Genomic DNA, 24,953 nt, shown 5'->3' with positions numbered 1-24,953 from the left:
ATGACCCAGGCCCGGCGTGCGTGCACGACTCGGCGATGTTGCCGCCGCTGGATCAGTACTTGAAGCGGAAGTTGAGGTAGTACTGGCGACCGTTGCTGTAGAACGAGGTCGGAATGGCCGCGGTCTGGTAGTACTTGTAGGTCGGGTTGTTGAGGTTCAGCGCATCGAAGCTGATGCTCAGCCAGTCGGTGGCCTTGTAGCTCAGCGATGCCGACAGCGTGCCGAAGTCATCCTGGTAGTAAGGGTTGGCACCGGACAGGCCGATCAGGAACGACGAACGGCGGGTGTAGCTGACGCGTGCACCGAAGGTGTCGTTCTCGAAGTAGGCACCCACGTTGTAGGTGTTCTTCGAGGTGCCCAGCAGGTTGTCGGTGCCATCGGCCCAGGTGTGCTCGGTGCTGCCATCGGCGTAGGTGTAGTTGGCGTTGACGCCGAAGTACTCGCCGATCGGCTGCTCATAGGCCACTTCGATACCGCGTACCTTGCCGTCGGCGTTCTTCGGACGCGAGATGTCGTACTCCTCGAGCCGGTTGGTCAGCTCGCTGAACAGCATCTGCTTCTCGGTGCTGAAGGCCACGTAGTCCTTCAGGCGCATCGAGTACGCACCGACCGACAGCATGCCGCGCGGCATGAAGTACCACTCCAGGTTGGCGTCGAAGTTGGTCGAGATCACCGGCTTCAGCTTCGGGTTGCCGCCGCCGCCCTTGCGGTTCAGATCCGAGCCGTACGAAGACGCACCCAGTGCGGAGTAGTCAGGCAGGGTCTGGGTCTGGGAGGCGGCGAGGCGCAGCACCAGGTCGTCGCGCAGGTCGTACTTGAAGTTGGCGCTCGGCAGCACGCGGTTGTGCTTGTTCTCGAAGGCTTCGCGGGTCCACGCACCGAACAGGCTCTTCACGTCCGGCACGGTCGAGCCCGTGGCGGTGGCGTAGGTATCGATGTCCTGCTTGATGTTGACGTAGCGCAGGCCGACGTTGCCGCTCCAGCGGTCGCCGCTGAAATTGCCCTGCACGTAGGCAGCGAAGTTCTTTTCGGTCACCTTCCATTCGGCGCCGTAGTTGTGGCGGCCATCCGGACCATCATTGCCCGACAGCCATTCGGAATTGTTGGTCACCGCATTGCGCAGCGCTGCCGGGGTGTAGTACCAGATGTTGCGCGGGAAGTTGCCGCCGATGTCGCCGGCGAAGCCACCCGGGTAGTTGGCGGTGGGGCTGCCGCGCAAGGCGTCCCAGATGTTGCCCGGGGTGGCGCCTTCCGGCGACTTCGCTTCACGCGTGTGGTCGGCGTAGCGGGCGCCGAAATCGATCGAGCTCAATACGCCAGCATTGAAGTACTGGCTGAAATCGACGTTGGCCCACTTTTCCTTGTCGATCGCAGTGACCTGCTGGTTACCCCAGGTACCGCCCCAGCTGGCGCCGGCAGGGCTGATATCGCCCCCCACATTCCAGTCCACGGGCGAGCCGTTGCCATGGGTGGTCCAGCTGGCGCCACCACCGTTGGCGGTCAACAGCTCTGCGATGTACTGGCGCGGCGTTTCGCCAGTGCCCTTGGTGGTACCGGCCTGGAACTTCGCAGTCAGGTTTTCGCTGACCTGCCAGTCGGCATCCAGGGTGATGTAGTTGGTCTTGGCCGTCGACTCGCGGTAGATCATGTCGTACACCGCGTAGTTCGTGCCTGGCTTGCCGACGTAGCTGGCCTGGGTCAGCACCCCATCCTTGACCACGTAGCCCGGATCAGGCGCCTGCGACTTGCCGAAGCTGTTGCCGAACATCATGAAGTTGCGGTTGTAGTTGTTCGCTTCCAGCTTGGAGCTGAAGCCGCTGAGTACGAAGCTCAGATCGTCGGTCGGCTTGAACTGCAGCGAAACCAGGCCGCCGGTACGCTTGCGGGTCTGTTCAAACAAGGTCGAACCCAGCAGGCCCGGAACCTGTACGCCGACCAGATCCGGGTTGGTCTTGGCCACCGGATCGTTGGCTTCGATAGTGAAGAAGCCACCCGGAATTTCCTGCGCTTCACGGCGCAGCTCGCGCTTCTGGCTGAAGGCCTGCAGCATCACGCCGAAGGTGCCTTCATCGTTCTTGTAGTTGAACAGGGCAGACAGCTGCGGGTCGTTCGACTTGGCCTGGTCCGAGCGCACCGCGCCGATCGAGCCTTCAGCGGTGAACTGCTTGGAGAATTCCAGCGGCTTGCGGGTGATGATGTTGACGGTACCGGTGGTGCCGCCGTCCTGCAGCTTGGCCTGCGAGGACTTGTTCACTTCCACCGAGCTGACCAGTTCCGACGGCAGCAGCGAGTAGCTGACGCTGCGGCCGACGTTGTTGCCCTGGCTGAGCACGAACCAGTCGGCGGAGCCGACGGTGTGGCCGTTGATCAGGGTCTGGGTCAGGCTCGGGCTGGTGCCGCGAAGGCTGACACGGTCGGCTTCGTCGAAGCCGCCTTCATCGGCGCTGGACGAACTGATGTTGACGCCCGGCAGGCGCTGCAGGGTGTCGGCGACGTTGTGCGCGGGCAGTTTGCCCACGTCTTCGGCAGTGACCACTTCCACGCGCGCATTGGCTTCGCGCTTGGTGTCCAGCGACTTTTCCATCGAACCGCGGATGCCGGTGACGGTGACGGTGTCCAGATCGGTGGCGGTCTGGGGGGCCTGCTGCGCGTGCGCACTGAAGGCGATGCAGCTGACGATGGCGGCCGAAAGCAGGGTCTTGCGGGTGTTCATGATGTCTCTCCTCATCACTCGAATGGATGCCGGCGGCGGTGTTCGATTACGGTTGCGATGACATGCGCGGGGCGGCGGCGAAGTCCCGTGCGTTGGCGTGCCACGTACTGCGTGCTGCGATTGCGTTGAAGCCTGTTGCGGTGTCAGGCGGCGGACTGCTGCTGCAGGTACCAGCTGGCAGCGCCGACCACGCCCAGCTGGCCGTGTTCGACCACCTTCACCGGGATGCGTGCCAGCGCTTCGCCCATCGGACCCTTCTGCAGGTAGCGTTCGACGAAGGTGCTGCCGCGCAGGTATTCGCGGATCTGCGGCAGGATGCCGCCGGCCAGGTAGACGCCGCCATGGGCGCCGTAGAACAGGGCCATGTCGCCGATGGTGCTGCCGAGCAGGCCGCAGAACACATCCAGCGCCTGGCGCGCATGCGCATCGGTATCGGCCATGGCCGCTGCGGTGACCGCGTCGGGGCTGGCCAAGGTCGGTGCCTGGTCCTGCAGCGCACACACTGCGCGGTACAGGTTCATCAGGCCCGGGCCGGAGATTGCGTGTTCGATCGACACGTGGGCGCGGTCACGCTGCATGTGGCGGACGATGGCCATTTCCAGTTCGGTGCTGGCCGCCAGGGTCGGCTGGCCGGCTTCGGTGGGCAGCACCACCGGGCCGTGCGCGGTGGGAATCCACAGCGCCGCGCCAAGCCCGGTGCCGGGGCCGACCACCAGGGTCGGGCCACGGGCAGCGGTGTCCGGCCCGCACAGGTGCAGCACGCCACTGGCGTCAACCTGCGCGGCTGCGTAGGCCACTGCTTCGAAGTCGTTGACGATGTAGACCCGCTGCAGGCCGACGTCGGCTTCCACCTGGCGGGCTGACAGCGGCCACGGCAGGTTGGCGGTGATCACCGTGCCGTCTTCGCGGGCATAGCCGGCGCTGGCGACCACGCAATGGGTAGGACGCACGCCTTCACCCAGGAAATCGGACAGGATCGCGCTGAGGCCAGCATGGTCGGCATTGCGGTACTTGCGGTATTCCAGCACCTGCACCGGATGGGCAGCATCACCGCTGGCCTGGACCCGGGCAACGCGCACATGGGTGCCACCGACGTCGGCGGCCAGGAACGAGGGCGCGACTCGGGACAGGACATGGGCCGGGGCGGGGTGGCTGGCGGTCACGCGGGCTCCTGCTGCAGGTGGGGCCGGCCCCGGGATCGGGGGCGGCGATTGGGGCGGAGTCTGTAACCCCGCTGACAACGATGTCAACGAGTTCGTGACACTTTCGTTGCTGCATCGCAACGAATGCGATAGGCAGTAAACGTTTACATGGCGTGAGTGCGGGTTTCACGTTGGAACCATTGCCGCACATGGCCCAAGGCCTCCGGCGCATTCAGCACGAGGCGCCGCGATCGGGTTGCGCAGTGCAGCACGAGGTTCACAGGGCTGCGCGTGGAAGTTGACAAACCGCAGCTGTCCATCGAAAGAATGTGACAACGTTGTTCCCAGCCACTCTCCGACGCCGCGTTCTGCGGCCGTCGCCGCAGGAGCCCTCCTGATGTCCGCCGTCCCCGCTGCAAGCGCGCGCCCGAACGTGGCCACCTCCATCGCCATCGTTGGCGTGTTGTTCTTCCTGATCGGCTTCTTCACCTGGCTCAACGGCCCGCTGATCACCTTCGTCAAGTTGGCCTTCGAACTCAGTGAGGTCGGCGCCTTCCTGGTGCTGATGGTGTTCTACCTGTCCTACTTCTTCCTGGCCTTGCCGGCGTCGTGGATCCTGCGTCGCACCGGCATGAAGAAGGGCCTGAGCCTGAGCCTGCTGGTGATGGCTGGTGGTGCCGCGTTGTTCGGTGAATTCGCCACCCAGCGCTGGTACCCGGGTGCGCTCGGCGGCCTGTTCGTGATCGGCAGCGGCCTGGCCCTGCTGCAGACCGCGATCAACCCCTACATCTCCATCCTCGGCCCGATCGAGACCGCGGCGCGGCGCATCGCGCTGATGGGCATCTGCAACAAGATCGCCGGCATGCTCGCTCCGGTGTTGATCGGTACCGTGGTGCTGCATGGCATCGGTGACCTGTCGGCCACGGTGGCCGCTGCGGACGAAGCCACCAAGGCGCAGCTGCTCAACGAATTCGCCGCCAAGATCCACGCGCCGTACCTGGCCATGGCCGGCCTGCTGGTGGTGCTGGCGGTGGCCGTGCTGTTCTCGCCGCTGCCGGAAATCAAGTCCTCCGAGGCCAACGCCACGCCGGTGGCTGCCGGTGCCGCCGAGCGCCGCAGCATCTTCCAGTTCCCGCACCTGTGGCTGGGCGTGCTGTGCCTGTTCGTCTACGTGGGCGTTGAGGTGATGGCCGGTGATGCGATCGGCACCTACGGACATGGTTTCGACCTGCCGCTGGACCAGACCAAGATGTTCACCTCGCTCACCCTCGGCGCGATGCTGGTGGGCTACGTGGTCGGCCTGCTGCTGATCCCCAAGGTCGTGTCGCAGTCGCGCTACCTGACCATTTCGGCGGTGCTGGGCGTGGTGTTCTGCCTCGGTGCCTGGGCCACCCACGGCTATGTATCGGTGGCCTTCGTGGCCCTGCTGGGCTTCGCCAACGCGATGATGTGGCCGGCGATCTTCCCGCTGGCGATCCGCGGCCTGGGCCGTTTCACCGAGACCGGCTCGGCGCTGCTGGTAATGGGCATTGCCGGTGGCGCGATCATTCCGCAGCTGTTCGCCGTGCTCAAGCAGCACATCGACTTCCAGCTGGTGTTCGTGCTGCTGATGGTGCCCTGCTACCTGTACATCCTGTTCTATTCGGTGATCGGCCATCGCGCCGGCCTGCCGCAGGACAAGGTCTGATCGGCGATGATGGACGGCAGCCAACCCCAGGGGAAACCGATGCGCAGAGCGACCATCAAGGACGTTGCGGAGAAGGCCAAGGTCTCGCTGAAGACGGTCTCGCGGGTGATCAACAACGAGCCTTCGGTGATGCAGGCCACCCGTGCACGGGTGCTGCGTGCCATCGCCGAACTCGATTACGAGCCCGATCCGTCCGCGCGCAACCTGCGCAGTGGCACCACCTTCGTGATCGGGCTGGTCTACGACAACCCGAACCCGTACCACATCATCGGCGTGCAGAACGGCGTGCTGGCCGCGTGCCGCGAGACCGGCTTCGGCCTGCAGATCCATCCCTGCGATTCCAGCTCGCCGCTGCTGGCCGACGAGCTGGCCGATTGGGTGCAGCGTTCGCGCCTGGCCGGTCTGGTACTGACCGCGCCGATGTCCGAGCGTCGTGACCTGATCCAGGCGCTGACCGCGCGCGGCATCAAGCTGGTACGCATCATCGCCGCCACCGAAGACCCGGCCGACGGCGCCTGCGTGTTCGTCGACGACCGTGAGGCCGCCTATGAGATCACCGAGCACCTGATCCAGCTGGGCCACCAGCGCATCGGCTTCCTCTGGGGGGGCATCTCGCACCGTTCCTCGGGCGAGCGCTACGCCGGTTACGAAGCCGCGCTGAAGGACTACGGCATGACCGTGGACAAGCACCTGGTGGTGCAGGGCGACTACACCTTCGACGATGGTTTCCGTGGTGCGCGCCGCCTGCTGGCGCTGCGCGAACCGCCCACGGCCATCTTCGGTTCCAACGACGAAATCGCCGCCGGTGTGCTGGCCGCAGCGAAGTCGGCCGGCATGAACGTGCCGTACGACCTGTCCATCGCCGGCTTCGAGGACAGCCCGTTCTCGCGCCAGTCATGGCCGCCGCTGACCACCGCCAAGCAGGCCACCGAAGACATCGCCCGCCATGCCGCGCGCCTGCTGATCGCACAGCTGCGCAGCGACGCCTACGACGACGCGCCGGCACCGCTGCACAACCAGGGCTTCGTGCCGCAGCTGGTGGTGCGCGGTTCGACCGCGCCGATGCGCCCGGCCGGCGCACGCCCCCTTCCTTCCGATCCTGCCTGAGCCTGCCATGTCGCTGTCAGACCCCACTTCCACCCTGATGTTCGCCGAAGCCGCTGAAGCGGCCGACGTGGTCGCCCGCCAGTTCTCGCGCAACCACGCCACCATGGAGACCCTGGCCGCCAGCCTGCGCGCGGCGCCGCCGCCGTTCGTGGTCACCTGTGCCCGTGGCAGCTCCGACCATGCCGCCACCTACGGCAAGTACCTGCTGGAAACCCAGCTGGGCCTGGTGGTGGCCTCGGCCTCGCCGTCGGTGGGGTCGGTCTATGCCGCACCGCTGCAGCTGCGCGGCGCGCTGTTCATCGTCATCTCGCAGTCGGGCAAGAGCCCGGACCTGCTGCGCAACGCCGAGGCCGCCAAGGCGGCCGGCGCGCGCGTGATCGCGCTGGTCAATGTCGAGGATTCGCCGTTGGCGCAGCTGGCCGACACGGTCATTCCGCTGCATGCCGGTGCCGAGAAGAGCGTGGCAGCGACCAAGAGCTACCTTGCTTCGCTGGCCGCATTGCTGCAGCTGGCCGCGTACTGGAAGCAGGACAGCAGCCTGCGCAATGCGCTGGATCTGCTGCCGGATGCGATGCGCGAGGCCTGGCAGTGCGATTGGACGCCGGTGACCGAGGGCCTGGTCGAGGCGACCAATCTGTTCGTGCTGGGGCGCGGCTTGGGGCTCGGCGCGGCGCAGGAAGCTGCATTGAAGTTCAAGGAAACCTGCAGCCTGCATGCCGAGGCCTACAGCTCGGCCGAAGTGAAGCACGGCCCGATGGCGCTGGTCGATCGCGGTTTCCCGGTGCTGGCTTTTGCCCAGCCCGACGAAACCGGCGCCGGCACTCGTGCTGTCGTCGAAGAATTCACTTCGCGTGGCGCGCAGGTGTGGATGGCCGGTGCCGGTGGCAACCTGCCGGTGGCCGCCGCGCCGCACCCGCTGTGCGCACCGCTGCTGACCGTGCAGAGCTTCTACCGCGCGATCAACGCGCTGGCACTGCGTCGTGGCTTCAACCCGGACCTGCCGCCGCACTTGAACAAGGTCACGGAGACGGTGTGATGGCAACGGTCCTGCGCAACGCTCGCGTCCTTGCCGGCGACGAGTTCCGTGATGATCTGGCGGTGGTGATCGAGCACGGACGCATCAGCGCGCTGCTGCCCGATGCAGCGCCGCAACTGGGCCAGGCTGCCGAGCAGTTTGATCTGGGCGGTGGCTGGCTGCTGCCCGGTTTCATCGATGTGCAGGTCAATGGCGGTGGTGGTGCGCTGTTCAACAACACGCCGGACGTGGCGGCACTGCGCACCATCGCGCAGGCGCACCGCCGCTTCGGTACCACCGCGATGCTGCCGACGCTGATCAGCGATGACGTGGGCGTGATGCGTGAAGCCATCGATGCGATGCGCGAGGCGATCGCGCAGGGTGTGCCAGGCGTGATCGGCATCCATCTGGAAGGACCGTACATCGCGCCGGCGCGCAAGGGCACGCACGATGCCAGCAAGTTCCGCGTACCGGACGAAGATGAGATCGCGCTGGCCGCCTCGCTGGACAACGGCGTGACCCTGCTGACGCTGGCACCGGAACGCGTGCCGCTGGAAACCATTCGTGCGTTGGTCGAGCGCGGTGTGATCGTTGCCGCTGGGCACACCGCAGGCACCTACGAAGAGATCCGTGCCGGCCTGGATGCCGGCGTGCGTGGCTTCACCCATCTGTACAACGCGATGTCGCCGCTGCAGGGGCGTGAGCCCGGCGCGGTTGGCGCTGCGCTGGAAGACCGCGACAGCTGGATCGGCATCATCGTCGATGGCGTGCATGTACATCCGGCCAGCCTGCGCGTGGCGCTGGCAGCCAAGCCGCGCGGCCGCCTGTTGCTGGTCACCGATGCGATGCCACCGGTGGGTGCCGATGAACCCAGCTATGTGCTGTATGGCGAAACCATCACCGCCATCGATGGCGTGGTGCGCAATGCCGCCGGTTCGCTGGCCGGCTCGGCGCTGGACATGGCCACTGCCGTGCGAAACACCGTGCAACTGCTCGGCCAGCCGTTGGCAGAAGCCGCGCGCATGGCCTCGACCTATCCGGCGCAGTTCCTCAACGTTGACGATCGTCTGGGTCACATCGCCGAGGGCTACCAGGCTGACCTGGTGCTGCTGGATGATGCCCTGCAGGTGCGTGGTACCTGGATTGCCGGACAGTACGAGGCTGCCTGATGAACAGTACGCCGCCACGCCGGCTGGGCTCGATCGATGCCCTGCGCGGCATCACCGTGGCGGCGATGCTGCTGGTCAACAACCCGGGTGACTGGAGCGCGGTGTTCGCGCCGCTGCGTCATTCGGAATGGCATGGCTGCACGCCCACCGATCTGGTGTTCCCGTTCTTCCTGTTCCTGGTCGGCGTGTCGATGGCCTTCAGCGTAGCGCCGCGCGCGCTGGACGCGTCGGCGCGACCTGCACTGGCGCGTGGCGTGCTGGAACGCGCGCTGCGCATCCTGGTGGCCGGTGCGCTGCTGCATCTGCTGATCTGGTGGGCGCTGCATACCCATCACTTCCGCATCTGGGGCGTGCTGCAACGGATCGCGGTGTGCGCAGCCTTGGTGGGTGTACTGGCGGTGTATGCACGGCCGCGCGTGCAGTCCGGCGTGCTGGTCGCGCTGCTGGTGGGCTATACCGTGTTGCTGCTGGGCATCGGTGATCTGGCGCCATGGACCAACCCGGCCAGCCGCCTGGATACCACGCTGTTCGCACCGTGGATCTACCAGTGGCATGCCGATACCGGGCTCGGACATGACCCGGAAGGATTGCTGAGTACGCTGGGCGCGCTTGCCAGCACGGTGCTCGGCCTGCTTGCCGGTGGCCTGCTGCGCAACGGGCGTTCGGCGGCATTGGCCGGGCTGGGCGTGGCGACCGCTGTGCTCGGCCTGCTGCTGGCCATCGTGTTGCCGCTGAACAAACAGCTGTGGACGCCCAGCTACGTGCTGTGGGCCGGCGGCCTGGCCGCGCTGGCGCTGTGGCTGGGCCACATACTGATCGACCAGAAGGGCTGGCCGGCGCTGGGCCGGCGCTTCGGCGTCAATGCGATCACCGCGTATCTCGGGGCATCGGTGATGTCGGTGGCATTGATGGCGACCGGTGCCTGGGGCTGGATCTGGCAGCAGCTGGCCACCGCGATGCCGCAGGCGCTCGAGCTGGCATCGATGCTGCAGGCGCTGGCGTTCGTCGCGCTGTGGTGGGGCGTGGCGTGGTGGCTGGACCGGCGGAAGATCTATCTGAAGATCTGATGGCACTTCATCCACGCATGGCGTGGATCCACCACATGGGACGGTAGATCCACACCACGCGTGGATGCTCTCCGCCTGGCTCGCTCCCGCCGCCATGATGAACAGTTTCAGCCAGGTAGAGGTGAGGTGATGCCCGATCAAGTTCGCATCTGAACTGTGATGGCTGGCACGTAATTTCACCTATCGGAACCGTTCACCACACGGCAGACTGCCTGCGCAGTACCGCATGTCCGCAGTTCCTGATCCCCTGTCCAGGAGTGCTGTATGACCCATGCCGTCCCGCGCGCATTCCGTCCGCGCCGCCTCACCGTTTCCGTGCTGCAGGCCCTGGCCGTCCCGTCCGTCATGCTGATGACCGCCAGCGGCGCCTGGGCCGGCTGCAACAACTCGGCACCGACCGCCGGCCAGACAGTCACCTGCGATGCCAATGCGCCGAATCCACAGACCGTTCCCATCACCGCCAGTGGCGCGGCCGGCATCATCGTCAACGTCGCCAATGCCGCACAGCTGCAACAGAGCGGCGGCGGAAGTGCGATTTCGCTCGTCGGTGCAGGTGGTCACCTGCTGTCCAATCTGGGGGCGATCAGTTCGACGGGGGGTGTAGCCGTCCAACTTGGTGGCGGTAGCCGCGTCGAGAACAGCGGCAGCATCAGCACGGGCAACAACGTGGCCCTGCAGTTCGTCGGCACTGGTGACAGCGTTCTGGTCAACCGCGGAACGATCAGTGGCCGCACTGGCGTGCAGTTCGGTGCCGGCAACGATCGCCTCGAGATGCAGGCCGGCAGCATTACCGGCGGCGTCCTGCAAGGGGATGGCAACGACGTGTTGCTGCTCAACGACGGAACGATCGACAGTGTCGACCAGGGCGCCGGTGATGATCAGATGACGATCAACGGTGGCACCGTTACTGGCCTGGTGACGCAGGGCAGCGGCCGCGACGATTTCGTCATGACCGGCGGCACCGTCGGGGCCCTGCAGCAGGGTGACAACATCGATACCTTCCGCATGAGTGGCGGCCGCATCGTCGGCGCGTTCGAGGATGGCGATCAGGCCTGGATGACCGGTGGCCGCATCGGCCGGGTCAACATGAAGCTGGACAAGAACCTGTGGGACCAGTCCGGCGGCACGGTGGAGGGCAACGTGGTCACCGGCTTCGACACCGATACCATCATCATCTCGGGTACGGCCTACATCGGCGGCAATATCAGCGTCAGCGGCGGCAATGACAGCGTGACCACCACCGATGGCACCGTGCGTGGCCAGGTGCTGCTCAGTACCGGCAATGACACGTTCAACTGGAATGGCGGCGGCATCGTCTACGGCGCGATCGACATGGGCCCGGACAACGATGTAGCCAACCTCAGTAACCTCAACCAGGCCAACATGGGCGCGGTGCCGCTGTTCGACGGTGGCGCAGGCGACGACAGGCTCAGCTTCAACAACGTAAAGACCGCAGGCGTGGGGCGCTTCCAGAACTGGGAAGCGATCAGCCTGGCCAACAGCACCGAGCTGAACTTCGACGGCGATCTGGTGCTGGGCGACAGTGCCAGCGGCACCGGTTCGCTCACCGTGGATGACACCAGCACGGTCTACGCAGGCAGTGGCGGCCATGCCATCCGTCCGTTCAACAGTGGTGCATTGGTGGAGATGGTCAATGCAGGGCGCATCGACCTGACCGGTAGCGGCGCCGGGGATGTGTTCACTGTCCGCGGCAACTATCGCGGTGACGGCGGTGGCCTGTACCTGCGCACCGTGCTGGGCGCGGACAATTCCACCAGCGACCGACTGGTGATCGATGGCGGCACCGCAACCGGCACTACCGGCATCGGCATTCTCAACGCCGGCGGCGGCGGAGCGGCGACGCTGGCAGACGGCATTCTGGTGGTACAGGCCTTGAATGGTGGCAGCACCGCAGCAGGCGCATTCTCCTTGTTCGCGCCGGTGTCTGCGGGTGCCTACGAGTACTTCCTGTTCAAGGGCGGCGTCAGTGCCGGCACCGGCGAGAACTGGTATCTGCGCTCCACGTTGGTCAGCGGGCCGACGCCGGCACCCAACGGCGGCGGCAGCGCGACACCGCCGCCCGTGACGCCGCCGGTGGCGCCACCTCCGCCGATCACCCCAGCGCCGCCACCGCCGCCCGAAGGCGCCACTGATCCGGACCTGACCGCGGGCGAGACCGCACCGCCACCGCCGCCTCCAGAACCCGCGCCGGTGGCCCCACCCAGCGATCCAGCGGTGCCTGACGTGCCGGTGGCCGGCGGTGCATTGCCCGGTACCGGCGCGCCGCCGACACCGGGTGCGCGTCCCGCCGAAGGCGCGGTGGTGCCGCTGTACCGCGTGGAGACCGCCACCTATGCGGTGGTGCCTCCGTTGCTGCGTGAGGCTTCGCTGGCCAGCCTGGGTACCTTCCACGAGCGCCAGGGCGAGCAGCGCCTGCTGTACAACCAGGGTGCGCTGCGTACCGCATGGGGCCGGTTGGTCGGGCAGAGCAGCGAGATCCACTGGAAGGGCGATGCGCAGCCGGGCTTCGACGGCGACGTGATGGGCCTGCAGGCCGGTCTGGATGTGTGGGCCGTGGCCAACGACAACCATCGCAACCAGATTGGCGTGTTTGTCGGACGTACCCGTGCGCAGGGCAAGACCACCGGCCTGGCACTGGGCTGGGAAAACGTGCAGGTGGGCCAGAGCCGTTTGGATGACAAGCACGTCGGCCTGTACTGGACATTCACCGACAGCAGCGGCGGCTACATCGATGCGGTGGCGATGCAGAGCCGTTACGACGGCCGCGTGCGTTCCTCGCGCGGGCTTGGCTTCGGCGTGAGCGGTGACGGTACCAGCGTGTCGGTGGAAGCCGGAAAGCCGCTGCTGCACTTCGGGCAATCCGCATGGTGGCTGGAGCCGCAGGTGCAGGTGATCTGGCAGCGCACTTCGCTGGACGATCGCCGCGATGAAGTGTCGAGCGTGCGCTTCGACAATGACAATGCCTGGACTGGCCGCATCGGACTGCGCCTTGCCGGCGACTACCAGCTGGCCGACAACGGCTGGCAGCCGTATTTCAAGCTCAATTACTGGCATGGTCGTTCCGGCGAAGATCGCATCGGCTTCGACGACGACATGATCATCAATTCGCAGCGCTCGCGTGCACTGGAAGCCGGCGTGGGTGTGGTCGGGCGCTTCAACCGCACCATCAGCGCCTATGCCGTGGCCGACTACACGCGCGAGCTGGGGGGCGACCGCAACGAGAAGCGCCGCATCATCGAAGGCAACATCGGCCTGCGCGCGGATTGGTGACAAGCGCGGGCCTGGGTAGGTGCCGACCTAGGTCGGCACTCATCCCGTCACGGCCACGATCCGCTCTGGTAGGTGTCGACCTTGGTCGACACGAATCCAACGACGTCACGCTCCCGCGCCTGCACCCGGCGCCACCAATCCACCCGCATGATCGGCCAGCACCACCACCGCATGCAGCAACCCTTCCTCCACCTGCGGCGGGCACTGCGCCGCCGCATCATCCATCTCGCGTGCCGACTGTGCGGCCAGCAACACACCCCCACACGCAGACAACGCCGCCAGACAGCGCGTGGCCTCGGCCAGTTCCCGACCACGCGCCTCGCTGAGTTGCCGCTCGCGCCACGACTGCCCATCGGCCGCGTGGCTGTGTGCGATACCACGCAACCGCGCGAAGAATGCCGATGGCGGCGCCTGTTCGTAGACTTCGGCGAGCGCATCTTCCAATGCTTCGGCGGCGGTAGTGGACAGCTGCAGGCCGGGCAATGCTGCGCCGAGCAGTACATGCAGACGTGGGTAGGTGGGGTAGAGCGTGGTCATGGCAGCAACCTCACAAGGCTGGGCCACCTGCAGGAATGCAAGGTGGCGGGCGGTGCGGGTTGGCGTGCCGGTGAAGCTACCCAAAGGAAACGAAGCCGGCGGATCGGAAGGATCCCCACGCACCGCCCGCCGCAGAACGACGGACGGTGCAGTATTCGAGCCCGCGACATGGTCGCAAGCCCGACTTCAGGTAGCTTCATTCAGGACGCCAATCCCGGCCAGCGCAGGAGGCGCCGACGGAGGTAACCTTCTCGCGCTCTACGTGGCGATGACATGGGCAAAGTTGCAATTTGCTGATCGCGTGCACGCTGTCTTGCTGCAACCCGCGACCGGGCCAGATACGACAGTTCGCGCATGGTGGAAACCATCACCCGCGAGCTATCCTGCGCGCCTGACCCAACGACAAGGAAACGTCGCATGCAGGTTCGCAAGGGAGTGCGTCGCATCGGCGCGCTGATGCTCGTGTTGCTGGCGACCCGCGCCATGGCCGATACGCCAAGCGCGGTCGAGATACCCTCGCCGGAGGCCCAGGCCGAGATCCTCGCCCTGCTTGAACGCCAGGCGCTGTATCGCGATCGGGTGGACTGGCCCGCCACCCGCGTACGCCTGCAATCGGCGCAGGGCGACCCCGCGCAACGGCTGGCCGTTCTGCGCGAAGCCATTGCGCTCAGCACCGGCCACCATGGTGCGTGGACAACGACCCAGCGCCAGCGCGAATCCCTCGCGCGTGCGCAGCAGGCCGGTGCCGCCGCCGTGGACCGGGCCAGGGCCGCTGATGCGGTGGATGCGCGCATCGGCTGGGTGGTCATCGAGGGCTATGCCTCCACGCCCGGCGCGACGCCGCAGGAAAAATTCCGCCAGGACATCCAGCGTGCCGCGCGCTGGCAGCAGGTCATCCGCAGCAAGGACGACGGCGCGCGCTGTGGCTGGATCGTCGACCTGCGGGACAACGGCGGTGGCGCCATGTGGCCGATGCTGCTGGGCATGGCCCCGCTGCTGCGCACCTCGGTGGTGAACAACGAGGACGTGGGCTCGTTCGAAACCGCGCACGGGCCGCAGCGCTGGACGTTGACGGCGACCGCTGTGCAGCTGGCAGGCAAGCCATTGCTGGATTTCGGCCAGTCCGGTTATGTGCTGCGGCAGCCTGGCGCGCCGGTGGCGGTGCTGTTCGGGACCCGCACCGGCAGCTCGGGCGAGGCTTCGGTGCTGGCGTGGCGTGGCCGCCCGCAGGCGCGGAGTTTCGGCCAGCCGACCGCGGGTGTCTCCACCGGCAATGTCGTGCACACGCTTGCCGATGGCAGTCGCCTGCTGCTGACCACCAGCGTGATGCGCGACCGCAATGATCGTGGCGATGGGTTGAAGATCGAGCCCGACCAGCGCATCGAGGGTGATGCCGCCACTTTGGCCGCCGCCCAGCAATGGCTGCTGGCCCAACCCGCCTGCCAGGGCCGCTGACCCATGATCCTGATCGGCCAACAGGAACGGGTGGTGATCGTCGGCCCCACCGAAGCGCATCACTGCCTGCGCTGCCAGACGGAAACCGAGTTCGCCCCGCAGTTGCGCTACAGGATGGCGCGCATCGACCTGCTGTTCGGCTTCACCTACCAGCGCCGTTACGAGCTGGCCTGCACCCGCTGCGGGCACGGTTGGCTGCTGGACACCGACACCCTGGACCAGCAGCTGGGCGGGGTGCCGATCCCGTGGCGGCATCGCTTCGGCCTGCCGCTGATGCTGGTGGTGGTAACCGGGCTGGCCCTGCTGGGCTGGCTGTGGCGGCACGGATTCATCGGTTGAGGGCCGGGGCTGTTAAAGTCTGTCCTGCAATCACGTACCGGAACCGACCATGGACCACGACACCCCGTTCGAACCCCTCAACGACCTCGAGGTGCGCCTTCTGCAGGCCCAGGACGGCACGCTGACCGCAGCACAGTTCCTCGATGGCCTGCTGACTTCGACGGCGTTCGTGCTGCTGGACAAAGCCATCGGCGAAGACGGTGCCTGGGATGAAAGCATTTCGCCGCTGGTGCTGACCAGCGAGAACGGCGAGGCGATGTTCGCGGTGTTCACCGCCCCCGAGCGCGCCGGCCTGTGGCACGAGCAGCTGCCGCAGTTTGCCCATGCCATGCCGATCGCGGTGCACGCGCTGCTGGCCGGTATCGGCGACGGCGTCGGCCTGGTGCTGAACCCGGGCCTGGATGTGGGCATGGAGATGATTCCCGATGCCGTGGCCCAGCTGAAGCAGCGTGCGGCGGCGATCACACGTGGCATGGCGCATTGAGATTGATGGCATAGAAATCGAACCGTCCTCTTCGTTCCTTGCTGCTAGGCATTGATATGCCATTCGATTTGGGAATGTAAGAGCAAGAGCATTGGTGAAGAGCTTAAGAGCGAATATGCTGCTCAAGGAGAGAGTAGCTATGCGGTCGATAGGTGTTGGTCTAGTTTTCGCTGTTTTCTCTGTAATCTATGCTTTTGAATCCAAAGCGGAAACAGTTACATATATTCATACTGATGCTCTGGGGTCAGTAGTTGCCGAGTCAGATGAGACTGGCCGGGTGGCAAAGCGCTATAGCTATGAGCCGTACGGAGCGCAGATTGGAACTGGTATTGAAGATGGAGTGGGTTACGCCGGGCACGTGAGTGATTCGGCGACTGGGCTGAGCTACATGCAGCAGCGCTATTACGATCCAGGCTTGGGGCGTTTCTTGTCAGTGGATCCAGTCACAATGTACGGGAATGGTGATGGGAGACATTTCAATGCCTATGCATATGGATTCAACTCACCCTACACATTCAAAGATCCTGATGGCCGTTGTCCAATCTGCCCAGCCCTGTTTGGAGGCGCCGGTGGCATGGCGGTGGACTATGGGATTCAGAAGTACATGAATCCCGGAAAGCCAATCAACAAGACAGAGCTGGCAATTGCCGGCGTTGCTGGAGTTGTAACTGGTGGTACCGGCGGCCTGGTGGTTGGAGCCCTGGCGAGAGGGACGATTTCGATCGGTCAGGTCGTAGCAATTCAAGCGACGGTGGGTGCCGCGACTGGTGTTGCGGGTACGGCTGCACAGGGCGCAATCGAAGGAACACCAGTGACAAGCGCTCAACTGGGCTTATCGGCTGTCGGCGGGAGTGTTGGCAGTTTGGCGGGCAGCGGAATTGGAAAACTCGCTGGTGACTTTTCGCAGGCGTCTACTCAAGGGGCAGTGAGTAATATGATGAAGGCGCCAGTGAGTTCACCTGCTGGCATCGGTGCACATATTGCAGAGGCGACTGCGAGCGCCGGCGCAATTGGAGCAAAGCAAGGGGCGGTACAGGGTGCATTGTCTAATGCGGGCCAACGCGGTGCTGATGCCGCAGTTGGAACTGGACAGAAAATCGCTGAGGACAGGTTGAAGTGATGAGATTTTTTAATCGATCTCTCCTTGTGTACGAGCTTGGGCTTCTAGTCGTATTCATACTGGTCGCATTCTTCATCACCCGGTTCAATCCGGTGGAGACGCTCCGGTTGGGTGGATGGCTGTTCCTCTTGATGCAACCCATCTTGTTGGGTGCTCATGCTGTCGACCATTTTTCGCGCAAGCGCCGTCGATAGACGGGAGATGTGAAGGTGCCGGCCAGCGACCGGCACTACCCGGTGCTTCAGCGGGCGGCGGCGATGGCTTTCACCCGCGCCTTGGCCAGTGCTTCACCGATGGCCGGGCCCTTCAGATGCGTGGTATCCAGATCGCGTGCCTGCACTGACAGCGCCGCCTGGTGCAGGCGCTTGAGCGTTTCGCCCTGTGGGTAGTCGGCATCGTCGAAACCGAGCCGGCCGCGTTTGTCGGCCTCGCAGCACAGTGCGATGCGCGCCACGCGTTCTGGCCGGCGCAGCGCATCGCAGCGGCCCAGCAGTTCCAGCACGGTGGCATCGCGCAGCTCGTCGATGCGGTGCACGTTCAAGTGCTCACGGCAGACGGCCTCGGCCAGCTGCTGGTGTTCGGTGGGAACCTTCAGCCGTGCACACAGTTCCTTCAACGGCTTGATGCCGCGCTGCTCGTGCATGATGTGGCGCGGCCATTCCTCCGGCGGGGTCAAGCCCTTGCCGAGGTCGTGGGTGAGGGCAGCGAAGCCGACCAGGTCATCACCCGGCGCCAGTTTCGCGGCCATGTCGCTGACCATTTCCTGGTGGATGCCGGTGTCGACTTCCGGGTGGAATTCGGCACGCTGCGGTACGCCATACAGCGCTTCCAGCTCGGGCAGGATCGGGCCCAGCGCCTGCGCATCGTGCAGCGTGTGCAGGAAGGCGGAGGGCCGTTCACTGACCAGCGCCTTGCGCAGTTCCTGCCAGACGCGTTCCGGCACCAGCGCGTCCAGCTCGCCACTGGCGGCGACCTCGCGCATCAGTGCCATGGTCTCTTCGGCGATGGTGAAGCCCAGCGGCGCGAAGCGCGCCATGAAGCGCGCCGCGCGCAGCACGCGCAGCGGGTCTTCGACAAAGGCCGGACCGACGTGCCGCAGCACACGCTGTTCGATATCGCGTAGGCCGCCGTAAGGATCGACCAGTGAGCCGGTCTCCTCATCGCAGGCAATCGCGTTGATGGTGAAGTCGCGGCGCTGCAGGTCTTCTTCAAGGGTGACCGCCGGATCGGCATCGACCACGAAGCCGCGATAGCCACGGCCGGATTTGCGCTCGGTGCGAGCCAGCGCGTACTCCTCGCCGGTCTTCGGGTGCAGGAACACCGGGAAATCGCGGCCCACCGCAGTAAAGCCCTGCGCTTCCATCTGCGTGGGCGTGGCGCCGACGACGACCCAGTCACGGTCGCCGGCCGGGCGCTGCAGCAGGCGGTCGCGTACGGCGCCGCCGACAAGATAGATCTTCATGGGGGGCATGATGGCATGCCCGACCTGTAGAGCCGAGCCTATGCTCGGCTGATCAGCTGGTAGCGCGACCGGACAGAGCGGCAGCCGAGCGTGGGTTCGGCTCCACAGGGGCAAGCGCCAGGCCGTACCCGGCGCTCCGGCATCGGCTCGCGATCAATCCCCGCCCTGGTCCGCGTTGGCGGCGCAACTGAAGCTCTTGCGCTTGTCCACCAGGCGGCCCATCAGGCGGTCGCTCAGCGGCAGCGCATCGCCGTTGAGGCGCCAGTCGTAGATCACGCTGAAGGCCAGCACGCGCGCGACGTACTCGCGGGTTTCCTTGTAGCTGATGGTCTCGATCCACAGGTCCGGATCAAAGCCCGGGCGCTGGCCCTGCCAGCGTGCGGTCGGGGTCGGGCCGGCGTTGTACGCGGCGATGGTCACGTACGGCAGGCCGTCGTACTTGTTCATCAGCTGGCGCAGGTAGGCGGTGCCGATGGCGATGTTGGTGTCCGGATCGTACAGGCTGTCGGCGCCGCCGTAGCCGGTCAGGCCGATCGACTTGGCTACGCCGGCACCGGTGGCCGGCAGCACCTGCATCAGGCCCATGGCGTTGGCAGGCGAGCGCGCGCGCGGGGTGAAGGTGCTCTCGGCGCGGATCTCGGCGGCCACCCAGGCCGGATCGATCGCATTGCGCGCCGATTCGCGGCGGATGGTGGCGTCGTGGTGCAGCGGGAAGCGCAGGTCGTACAGGCGCTGTTCCTGCGGCTGCTTGCCGAGCGCGAACACGGCGCGGTCGAACCAGCCGTTGTCCTGCGCCACGCGAACGGCGAGGCGGCGCTGGGTGTCATCGAAGCGCGACAGTGCGCTGTTCCATTCGGCCACGGCCCAGCCAGCGCGATCGATCTGGTACAGCGCCATCGCGCGCTGGATGGCCGGGTCGCGCGCGATCACCGCCTGTGCCTGTGCGCTGTCGTTCGGCTTCCACGGGCACAGCGTGTAGCCCTGCTGCAGTTTGTCGGCGGCGAGGAAACCATGGAAGGTCGGTGCACGCGCGGCCTCGCGGAACAGCGGCTGCGCCTGCTGGGCCTGGCCGGTCTTCTCCAGCATGCGGCCTTCGAAATAGCGCCAACGCGGGTCGCTGCGCTGCTTGCTGGCCATCTTGCGGATCGCGGTCAGCGCCGCCGGCCAGTCACCGCGCGACATCGCTTCGCGCACGCGCCATTCGTGCAGCCGTTCGTCATACGCCGATTCGGGCACCGCGTTGAGGCGGCGCGCCGAATCGGGCAGGTAGGAGGCCACCGTCCACAGCGCAATCTGGTACAGCACCTGGCCCTGCTGGTCGGCACTCAGGCCGAGGGCCTGGGCGTACTGCGGCAGCTGCTGTTCGGTGGCGCCGGGATCGGCCTTGGCCAGCTTGGCCAGGCCATCGGTGGCGATGCGCCGGCTGCGCTCGTTGCGCGGCCAGTTCAACGCGCTGGTATTGGGCTTATCGACAAAGGCGGCGTAGTTGTTGGCCAGTGTCAGGTCGGTGGCAGGCAGGCCACGTGCGGCGCTGCGCATCACGGCCGGCTGCTGGGCGTCGGCGGCGGCATCGATGCGTTCCCAGCGCAGGGCGTCGCTCAGACCACCCTGTGCCTGCAGCACGGCGAAAACGGCATCACAGCCGTCCGGCAGCGACTTGCCGTTCTTGCGCCACAGGTCCTGCGCTTCACTGATCCACTGTGGATCGACCTTGCCGGTCACCTGGCGTGCGGTCAGCTGCGCGCAGCGCAGGCCTGCGTTGTCGGTGGGCGCCCAGTTGGCCAGCAGGGTCGGCCAATCCTGGCGGCGTGCGACCGAGGGCAGCCACACACTGCGGAAGGTGTTGGCCACTGCCTGGCCGTCATAGCGCTTGAGGAAGGCCTGTGCCTGCGCGGTATCGACGGTGTCGATGTTGCGGCGCAGGTTGGCGTACTCCAGCCAGCCGTATGCTGGATGGCGGCTGAGTGCGGCGGCTTGGCCGGGATCGAACTGGCCGCGTTCGGCGGCCGCGATCGCGGCCTTCAGCTGCGCGTTCTGGGCATCGAGGGACTGGGCATTGGCGCAGCCGATCAGCAGCGTGGTGGCCAAGGGCAGCAGGGACAGGGCGGTCGAAGAGCGTCGGGTCATGGCGATCAGCATAGCGGGCAGAGGCTGAATTCAGTTTCGCATTGCGTGCACGTCCTTGGCCGGCAACGGCAGCTGAATGTCACAGCGGCGGGCACTGCCCCGCAGGGCTGCGGGAGCCGTACTGTCGACCTTGGGCGAACGGCCCGGCTGCAGGGAGCGGCACATGGCGTTCAGTAGCGCAGGAAGAAGCGGCCCGCTGGCGGACATCAATGTCACGCCACTGGTGGATGTGATGCTGGTGCTGTTGATCATCTTCATCGTGACCGCGCCGATCGTGGCCCGGGCGATTGCCGTGCAGTTGCCACAGGCCACCGATCGCGTGGTCGACCGTCCCGAACCGCCACCGCCGATCGAACTGCGCTTGGATGCGGCGAACCAGCTGAGCTGGGATGGCCAGCCGATGACCATCGGCGATCTGCAGGCGCGTCTGCAGGCACAGGCCGGCGAGCATGCCGGCAACCTGCCGGAGCTGCGCATCGCCACCGATCCGTCGGCCGAGTACGAAGGCATGGCCCGGATCCTGGCCGCCGCCGAGGCCACCGGCATGGAACGTATCGCCTTCGTGCGATAGGGCGTTGTCTCACTGCCGCTCATGCGGTGATTGCTGCATGAGCGGTGCTTGCCCTGCTGACAGCGTCGCATCCAGGATCCGCAGAAAAGCCATTTCAATCTGCGCTGGAACCGGGGTTGGATGTGCTCGCCACCTTCGGGTCCCAGGGTCATGTTCGACGTCGAAAGCAGTCAACTCGGCTCTCTCGAAATCCACCACAACCGTCAATCCCTCTCCCGAGGCCAAGGCCGCATCGGTGGGAGAAGGGCAGTTGTTGCACTCGATCAGGCCGCCTGCTCTCGGTTCGCCCGCTGGGGAAAGAAGCAGCGTCATCACCGTCGTGACCCCCAGCACCGCACTCACTGCTTTCATGATCGACTCTCCCGCGAATGGCTGGAGGTGCGAGTCTGCGCTGGGTCGATTAGCGGTGCCTTCTGAATGAAGGAATTTCAAACTATTCCTGAAACGGTCCGGCAAAGACCTTTTCCATGAATGCGGCAGTTCCCGGCGCGCGCTGTCGCAGCCGGCATCAAGGCTGCCTGCTGTGAACAGTATCGTCCGGTCATAGCCTGTAGCTATATGACGCAATCCCCCGTTATTTGCGTCAATTCCGTGTGAAAGAGTGTCGATCATCACGCCGCGACTTTTACCACTTGTTTACAAAGGAGACGCTGCCGCCATGCAGGGGGGAGCGCGGCAGCCAATGTCCCGACATTCCTTTGGAGAGAGAGCGAATGATTCACCTGCATCACCGCCCGTTGGCGGTTGCCGTTGCGCTGTGCGTGACGGCCCTGGCACCGCTGGGTGCCGCTGCACAATCCACCACCAACCTCGATGCGGTGGAAGTGACCGGTACCCGCATCAAGCGCGCTGAAGTGGAAGGCCAGGTACCGATCCAGACCCTGACCCGCGGCGACATCGAACGCACCGGCCTGACCTCGATCGGCGAGGTGCTGCAGCAGCTCACCGGGTCCGGTTCGGCGCTCAATGCCAAGTTCAACTCGTCCGGCAACTTCGGCTTTCCCCCCGATGGCAGCGGTGTAGGCGCCGGCTCGGCGCAGGTCGATCTGCGCCATCTGGGTGCCAAGCGCGTGCTGGTGCTGGTCGATGGCATCCGCTGGGTCAATGAGTCGTCCGCGTCCGGCGTGGGCTCGGCCACCGACCTCAACACCATTCCGCTGGCCATCGTCGAACGCATTGAAGTGCTCGAAGATGGTGCGTCGTCGCTGTATGGCTCCGACGCCATTGCGGGCGTGGTCAACATCATCACCCGCCGCGATTTCGACGGCGGGCAGGTGACACTGAACTACGGTGAGTACAGCAAGGGCGACGGCACGCAGAAGGGCGTGGATCTGGCCTGGGGCAAGAGCGGTGACCGCTACAGCCTGTTCCTGGGCGCCAGCTGGACCAAGCAGGATCCGGTGTTCGCCAAGGATCGCGAGCAGTCGCGCTTCCCGATTCCCGGCACTGGCTTGGCCTTCGGCAGCGGCGGCATTCCGCAGGGCCGCTTCGCCTTCGTCGATCCCAACACCGGTGCCGAGCAGGACATCGTGCCCAATACCGGCGTAGGCAACCCGCGTTACGACGGCAGTGCCGGCTGCAACCGCAGTGATGACTACCACTGCTTCACCAGCGCCGACCGCTTCAACTTCGCCGAGTACAACATGGTGCTGACGCCGTCGGAGCGCAAAGGCCTGTTCGGTCAGTTCCGCTTTGACATCACCGACAACGTGCAGTGGTACGTCAAGGCACTGGGCAACCGCCGCGAGTCGACCAACCAGGCCGGGCCGGAGCCGCTGTTCTTCGGCCCCGATGGCGCCACAGGCAACCCGCTGGCCGACAACATCGTGGTGTCGCGCTTGAACCCGTACAACCCGTTCGGCTTCGATCTGGTGTCCGGCGGCAACATGAGCCTGATCGGCCGCCGCCCGGTGGAAGGCGGCGCGCGCGTGTTCGAGCAGAAGGTGGATACCACCTACTTCGCCACCGGCCTGGTCGGTGACTTCCATGCCGCTGATCGCAGCTGGTACTGGGACGTCAACGGCATGTACAGCAAGAACAAGGCCGAGCAGACCAACTACGGCAGCTACAACATCTACAACGTCAACATGGCGCTGGGCGATCCTGCAATCTGTGCGGCGACGCCGGGGTGTGTGCCGCTGAACATCTTCGGCGGCGTCGGCTCGATCACGCCGGACATGCTGAAGTGGATCCAGCCGGTGGTGCGCGACCGCAGCCAGAACGAACTGAGCCTGTTCACCGCCAACCTGTCCAGCGAACTGTTCTCGCTGCCGGCCGGTCCGGTCTCGTTCGCCACCGGTTTCGAGTACCGCAAGTACGAGGGGTCGTACCAGCCGGATCCGTTGACCGTGGCTGGCCATTACAACGGTGTGCCATCGCAGCCGACCTCGGGTTCGTACGACGTCAACGAGGCCTACCTGGAGCTGAGCGTGCCGATCTTCGCCGACTCCTCGTTCGGCAAGAAGCTGGACCTGAGCCTGGCCGGTCGCTACTCGGATTACTCGACTTTCGGCGGCGAGTTCACGCCCAAGTACGGCCTGCGCTGGCAGGTGACCGATGACTTCGTGCTGCGCACGACCTATGCGGAAGGCTTCCGAGCGCCGTCGATCGGCGAACTGTATGGCTCGGCGGCGCGTGCCGACCTGCAGCTGTTCGATCCCTGCTCGGTGGGCCTGGGCGGTACGCCGCCGCGCGGCAGTGCGGCCAACTGCGCTGCGCTGGGCGTGCCGGCCGGCTTCCAGCAGGCCAACTCGCAGATCTCGGTGACCACCGGCGGCAACCGCGAGCTGGACCCGGAGCGTTCGCGCAGCTTCAGTGCCGGCTTCGTCTGGAGCCCGTGGTTCGGCAACAACACCTCGTGGTCGGAACGCTTCGACGTGGAAGTGACCTTCTACCGCCACGCCATCGACGGCGCGATCCAAGCGATCAACGCGCAGACCCAGCTGGACCTGTGCGTGGAGACGCTCGACCCGGTCTACTGTGATGGCATTACCCGGGCCAGCACCGGTGCGGTCAGCAGCTTCAACAATCGCCTGACCAACCTCGGCTCGATCAAGACAGATGGCTGGGACGTGGACCTGTTCTGGACGTTGCCACAGTCCTCCATCGGCCAGTTCAAGCTGGGCTGGAAGAACACCTTCGTCGGCCGCTATGAGGCTACCGGCGCGGCTGGCCAGAAGCAGCCGCAGAAGCCGGGCGTGGAAGTGGCCGACAGCTCGATTCCGGAATGGACCAGCAATGCCAGCATCGGCTGGACACTGGACCGCTGGAGCGCCAACTGGACGGTGCGCCACATCTCCGAGCTGACCGAGAATTGTGGAGATGCCGCTGCGTTCCCGGTGTGCAGCAACCAGGCCGCCGGTACCAATGCGCTCTCGGCCACCACCTTCCACGACATGCAGGTGGGCTACAAGATCGACTGGATGAAGGGGCTGCAGCTGACCGCTGGCCTGAACAACGTGTTCGACAAGGATCCGCCGATCTGCCTGTCGTGCTCGTTGAACGGCTACGACGCTTCGACCTATGACATCCCGCGTGGCCGTTACTGGTACCTGCGCGCGGATTTGCGCTTCTGATGTGACGTGGCAGCGCCGGTCAGTTCCGGCGCTGCCTTGCTAGTGTGGAGCCGAGCCCACGCTCGGCTGATTCTCTGATCCGGGCATGGGCT

The 24,953-nt window shown here is 65.6% G+C and carries 18 protein-coding genes; 12 read left to right on the top strand and 6 right to left on the bottom strand.

Annotated elements, in window-relative coordinates; all coding sequences use genetic code 11:
• Window positions 1–52: 52 nt before the first annotated feature.
• Together V9K93_RS05815 and V9K93_RS05810 are read right to left on the bottom strand one after the other, a co-directional pair.
• On the bottom strand, window positions 53–2,713 hold the full coding sequence (locus V9K93_RS05815) for a TonB-dependent receptor (protein ID WP_136638959.1): 2,661 nt from the start codon (window positions 2,711–2,713) through the stop codon (window positions 53–55).
• Between the two features lie 143 nt (window positions 2,714–2,856).
• Complete coding sequence (locus tag V9K93_RS05810; protein WP_136638960.1) at window positions 2,857–3,876, bottom strand: glucokinase family protein; 1,020 nt, start codon at window positions 3,874–3,876, stop codon at window positions 2,857–2,859.
• A 376-nt stretch (window positions 3,877–4,252) separates the two neighbouring features.
• Here V9K93_RS05810 and V9K93_RS05805 point away from each other — a divergent pair, with 376 nt between their 5' ends.
• The 6 genes from V9K93_RS05805 (at window position 4,253) to V9K93_RS05780 (ending at window position 13,191) form a co-directional block, all read left to right on the top strand.
• Window positions 4,253–5,542 carry a sugar MFS transporter gene (locus tag V9K93_RS05805; protein WP_006391721.1) on the top strand — a complete coding sequence of 430 codons (1,290 nt, stop codon included), beginning with the start codon at window positions 4,253–4,255 and terminating at the stop codon, window positions 5,540–5,542.
• Window positions 5,543–5,581: 39 nt separating this feature from the next.
• Complete coding sequence (locus tag V9K93_RS05800) at window positions 5,582–6,649, top strand: LacI family DNA-binding transcriptional regulator (protein ID WP_006391719.1); 1,068 nt, start codon at window positions 5,582–5,584, stop codon at window positions 6,647–6,649.
• Window positions 6,650–6,656: 7 nt separating this feature from the next.
• The gene (locus V9K93_RS05795) at window positions 6,657–7,685 is read left to right on the top strand and encodes an SIS domain-containing protein (protein WP_097048877.1); all 1,029 of its coding nucleotides are present in this window, start codon (window positions 6,657–6,659) and stop codon (window positions 7,683–7,685) included.
• Complete coding sequence (nagA, locus tag V9K93_RS05790) at window positions 7,685–8,833, top strand: N-acetylglucosamine-6-phosphate deacetylase (RefSeq protein WP_136638962.1); 1,149 nt, start codon at window positions 7,685–7,687, stop codon at window positions 8,831–8,833. Before V9K93_RS05795 ends, nagA begins: the two co-directional genes overlap by 1 nt.
• On the top strand, window positions 8,833–9,900 hold the full coding sequence (locus V9K93_RS05785; RefSeq protein WP_337302202.1) for an acyltransferase family protein: 1,068 nt from the start codon (window positions 8,833–8,835) through the stop codon (window positions 9,898–9,900). Before nagA ends, V9K93_RS05785 begins: the two co-directional genes overlap by 1 nt.
• A gap of 264 nt (window positions 9,901–10,164) precedes the next feature.
• A complete protein-coding gene (locus tag V9K93_RS05780) occupies window positions 10,165–13,191 on the top strand; it encodes an autotransporter family protein (protein WP_337302201.1) in 3,027 nt (1,008 codons plus the stop codon).
• Between the two features lie 105 nt (window positions 13,192–13,296).
• On the opposite strand, the gene V9K93_RS05775 is transcribed toward V9K93_RS05780, so the two are convergent.
• Window positions 13,297–13,728 carry a hypothetical protein gene (locus V9K93_RS05775; protein ID WP_337302200.1) on the bottom strand — a complete coding sequence of 144 codons (432 nt, stop codon included), beginning with the start codon at window positions 13,726–13,728 and terminating at the stop codon, window positions 13,297–13,299.
• A 417-nt stretch (window positions 13,729–14,145) separates the two neighbouring features.
• Here V9K93_RS05775 and V9K93_RS05770 point away from each other — a divergent pair, with 417 nt between their 5' ends.
• The 4 genes from V9K93_RS05770 to V9K93_RS05755 all read left to right on the top strand — a co-directional run bounded on the left by V9K93_RS05770 (window position 14,146) and on the right by V9K93_RS05755 (window position 17,126).
• The gene (locus tag V9K93_RS05770; protein WP_337302199.1) at window positions 14,146–15,183 is read left to right on the top strand and encodes a S41 family peptidase; all 1,038 of its coding nucleotides are present in this window, start codon (window positions 14,146–14,148) and stop codon (window positions 15,181–15,183) included.
• 3 nt (window positions 15,184–15,186) lie between these two features.
• On the top strand, window positions 15,187–15,522 hold the full coding sequence (locus V9K93_RS05765; protein ID WP_337302198.1) for a hypothetical protein: 336 nt from the start codon (window positions 15,187–15,189) through the stop codon (window positions 15,520–15,522).
• Between the two features lie 49 nt (window positions 15,523–15,571).
• Window positions 15,572–16,006: an SseB family protein gene (locus V9K93_RS05760; protein ID WP_136638968.1), complete on the top strand. Its 435-nt coding sequence runs from the start codon at window positions 15,572–15,574 to the stop codon at window positions 16,004–16,006.
• A 115-nt stretch (window positions 16,007–16,121) separates the two neighbouring features.
• Window positions 16,122–17,126, top strand: coding sequence for an RHS repeat-associated core domain-containing protein (locus V9K93_RS05755; RefSeq protein ID WP_337302197.1), 1,005 nt, complete (start codon window positions 16,122–16,124; stop codon window positions 17,124–17,126).
• Between the two features lie 241 nt (window positions 17,127–17,367).
• Here the strand turns inward: V9K93_RS05755 and V9K93_RS05750 are convergent, their stop codons facing one another.
• The gene (locus tag V9K93_RS05750; RefSeq protein ID WP_337302196.1) at window positions 17,368–18,588 is read right to left on the bottom strand and encodes a multifunctional CCA addition/repair protein; all 1,221 of its coding nucleotides are present in this window, start codon (window positions 18,586–18,588) and stop codon (window positions 17,368–17,370) included.
• A 153-nt stretch (window positions 18,589–18,741) separates the two neighbouring features.
• Window positions 18,742–20,727, bottom strand: coding sequence for a transglycosylase SLT domain-containing protein (locus V9K93_RS05745; protein WP_337302195.1), 1,986 nt, complete (start codon window positions 20,725–20,727; stop codon window positions 18,742–18,744).
• Between the two features lie 151 nt (window positions 20,728–20,878).
• Between V9K93_RS05745 and V9K93_RS05740 the strand changes: the two genes are divergently transcribed.
• Window positions 20,879–21,286 (top strand): ExbD/TolR family protein, encoded by a 408-nt coding sequence (locus V9K93_RS05740; protein WP_337302194.1) that lies wholly within the window; start codon window positions 20,879–20,881, stop codon window positions 21,284–21,286.
• A gap of 9 nt (window positions 21,287–21,295) precedes the next feature.
• On the opposite strand, the gene V9K93_RS05735 is transcribed toward V9K93_RS05740, so the two are convergent.
• Window positions 21,296–21,898: a hypothetical protein gene (locus V9K93_RS05735; protein ID WP_337302193.1), complete on the bottom strand. Its 603-nt coding sequence runs from the start codon at window positions 21,896–21,898 to the stop codon at window positions 21,296–21,298.
• 101 nt (window positions 21,899–21,999) lie between these two features.
• On the opposite strand from V9K93_RS05735, the gene V9K93_RS05730 reads away from it, so the two are divergent.
• Entirely contained in the window at window positions 22,000–24,861 is a 2,862-nt protein-coding gene (locus V9K93_RS05730) for a TonB-dependent receptor plug domain-containing protein (RefSeq protein WP_337302192.1), read from the top strand.
• Window positions 24,862–24,953: the final 92 nt, after the last annotated feature.

Source organism: Stenotrophomonas sp. CCNWLW162 (assembly GCF_037203745.1).
In the GTDB taxonomy this organism is placed as follows: domain Bacteria; phylum Pseudomonadota; class Gammaproteobacteria; order Xanthomonadales; family Xanthomonadaceae; genus Stenotrophomonas; species Stenotrophomonas maltophilia_AQ.
Note: the sequence above shows the minus strand (reverse complement) of the source record. Positions and strands in the feature narration are given on the sequence as shown.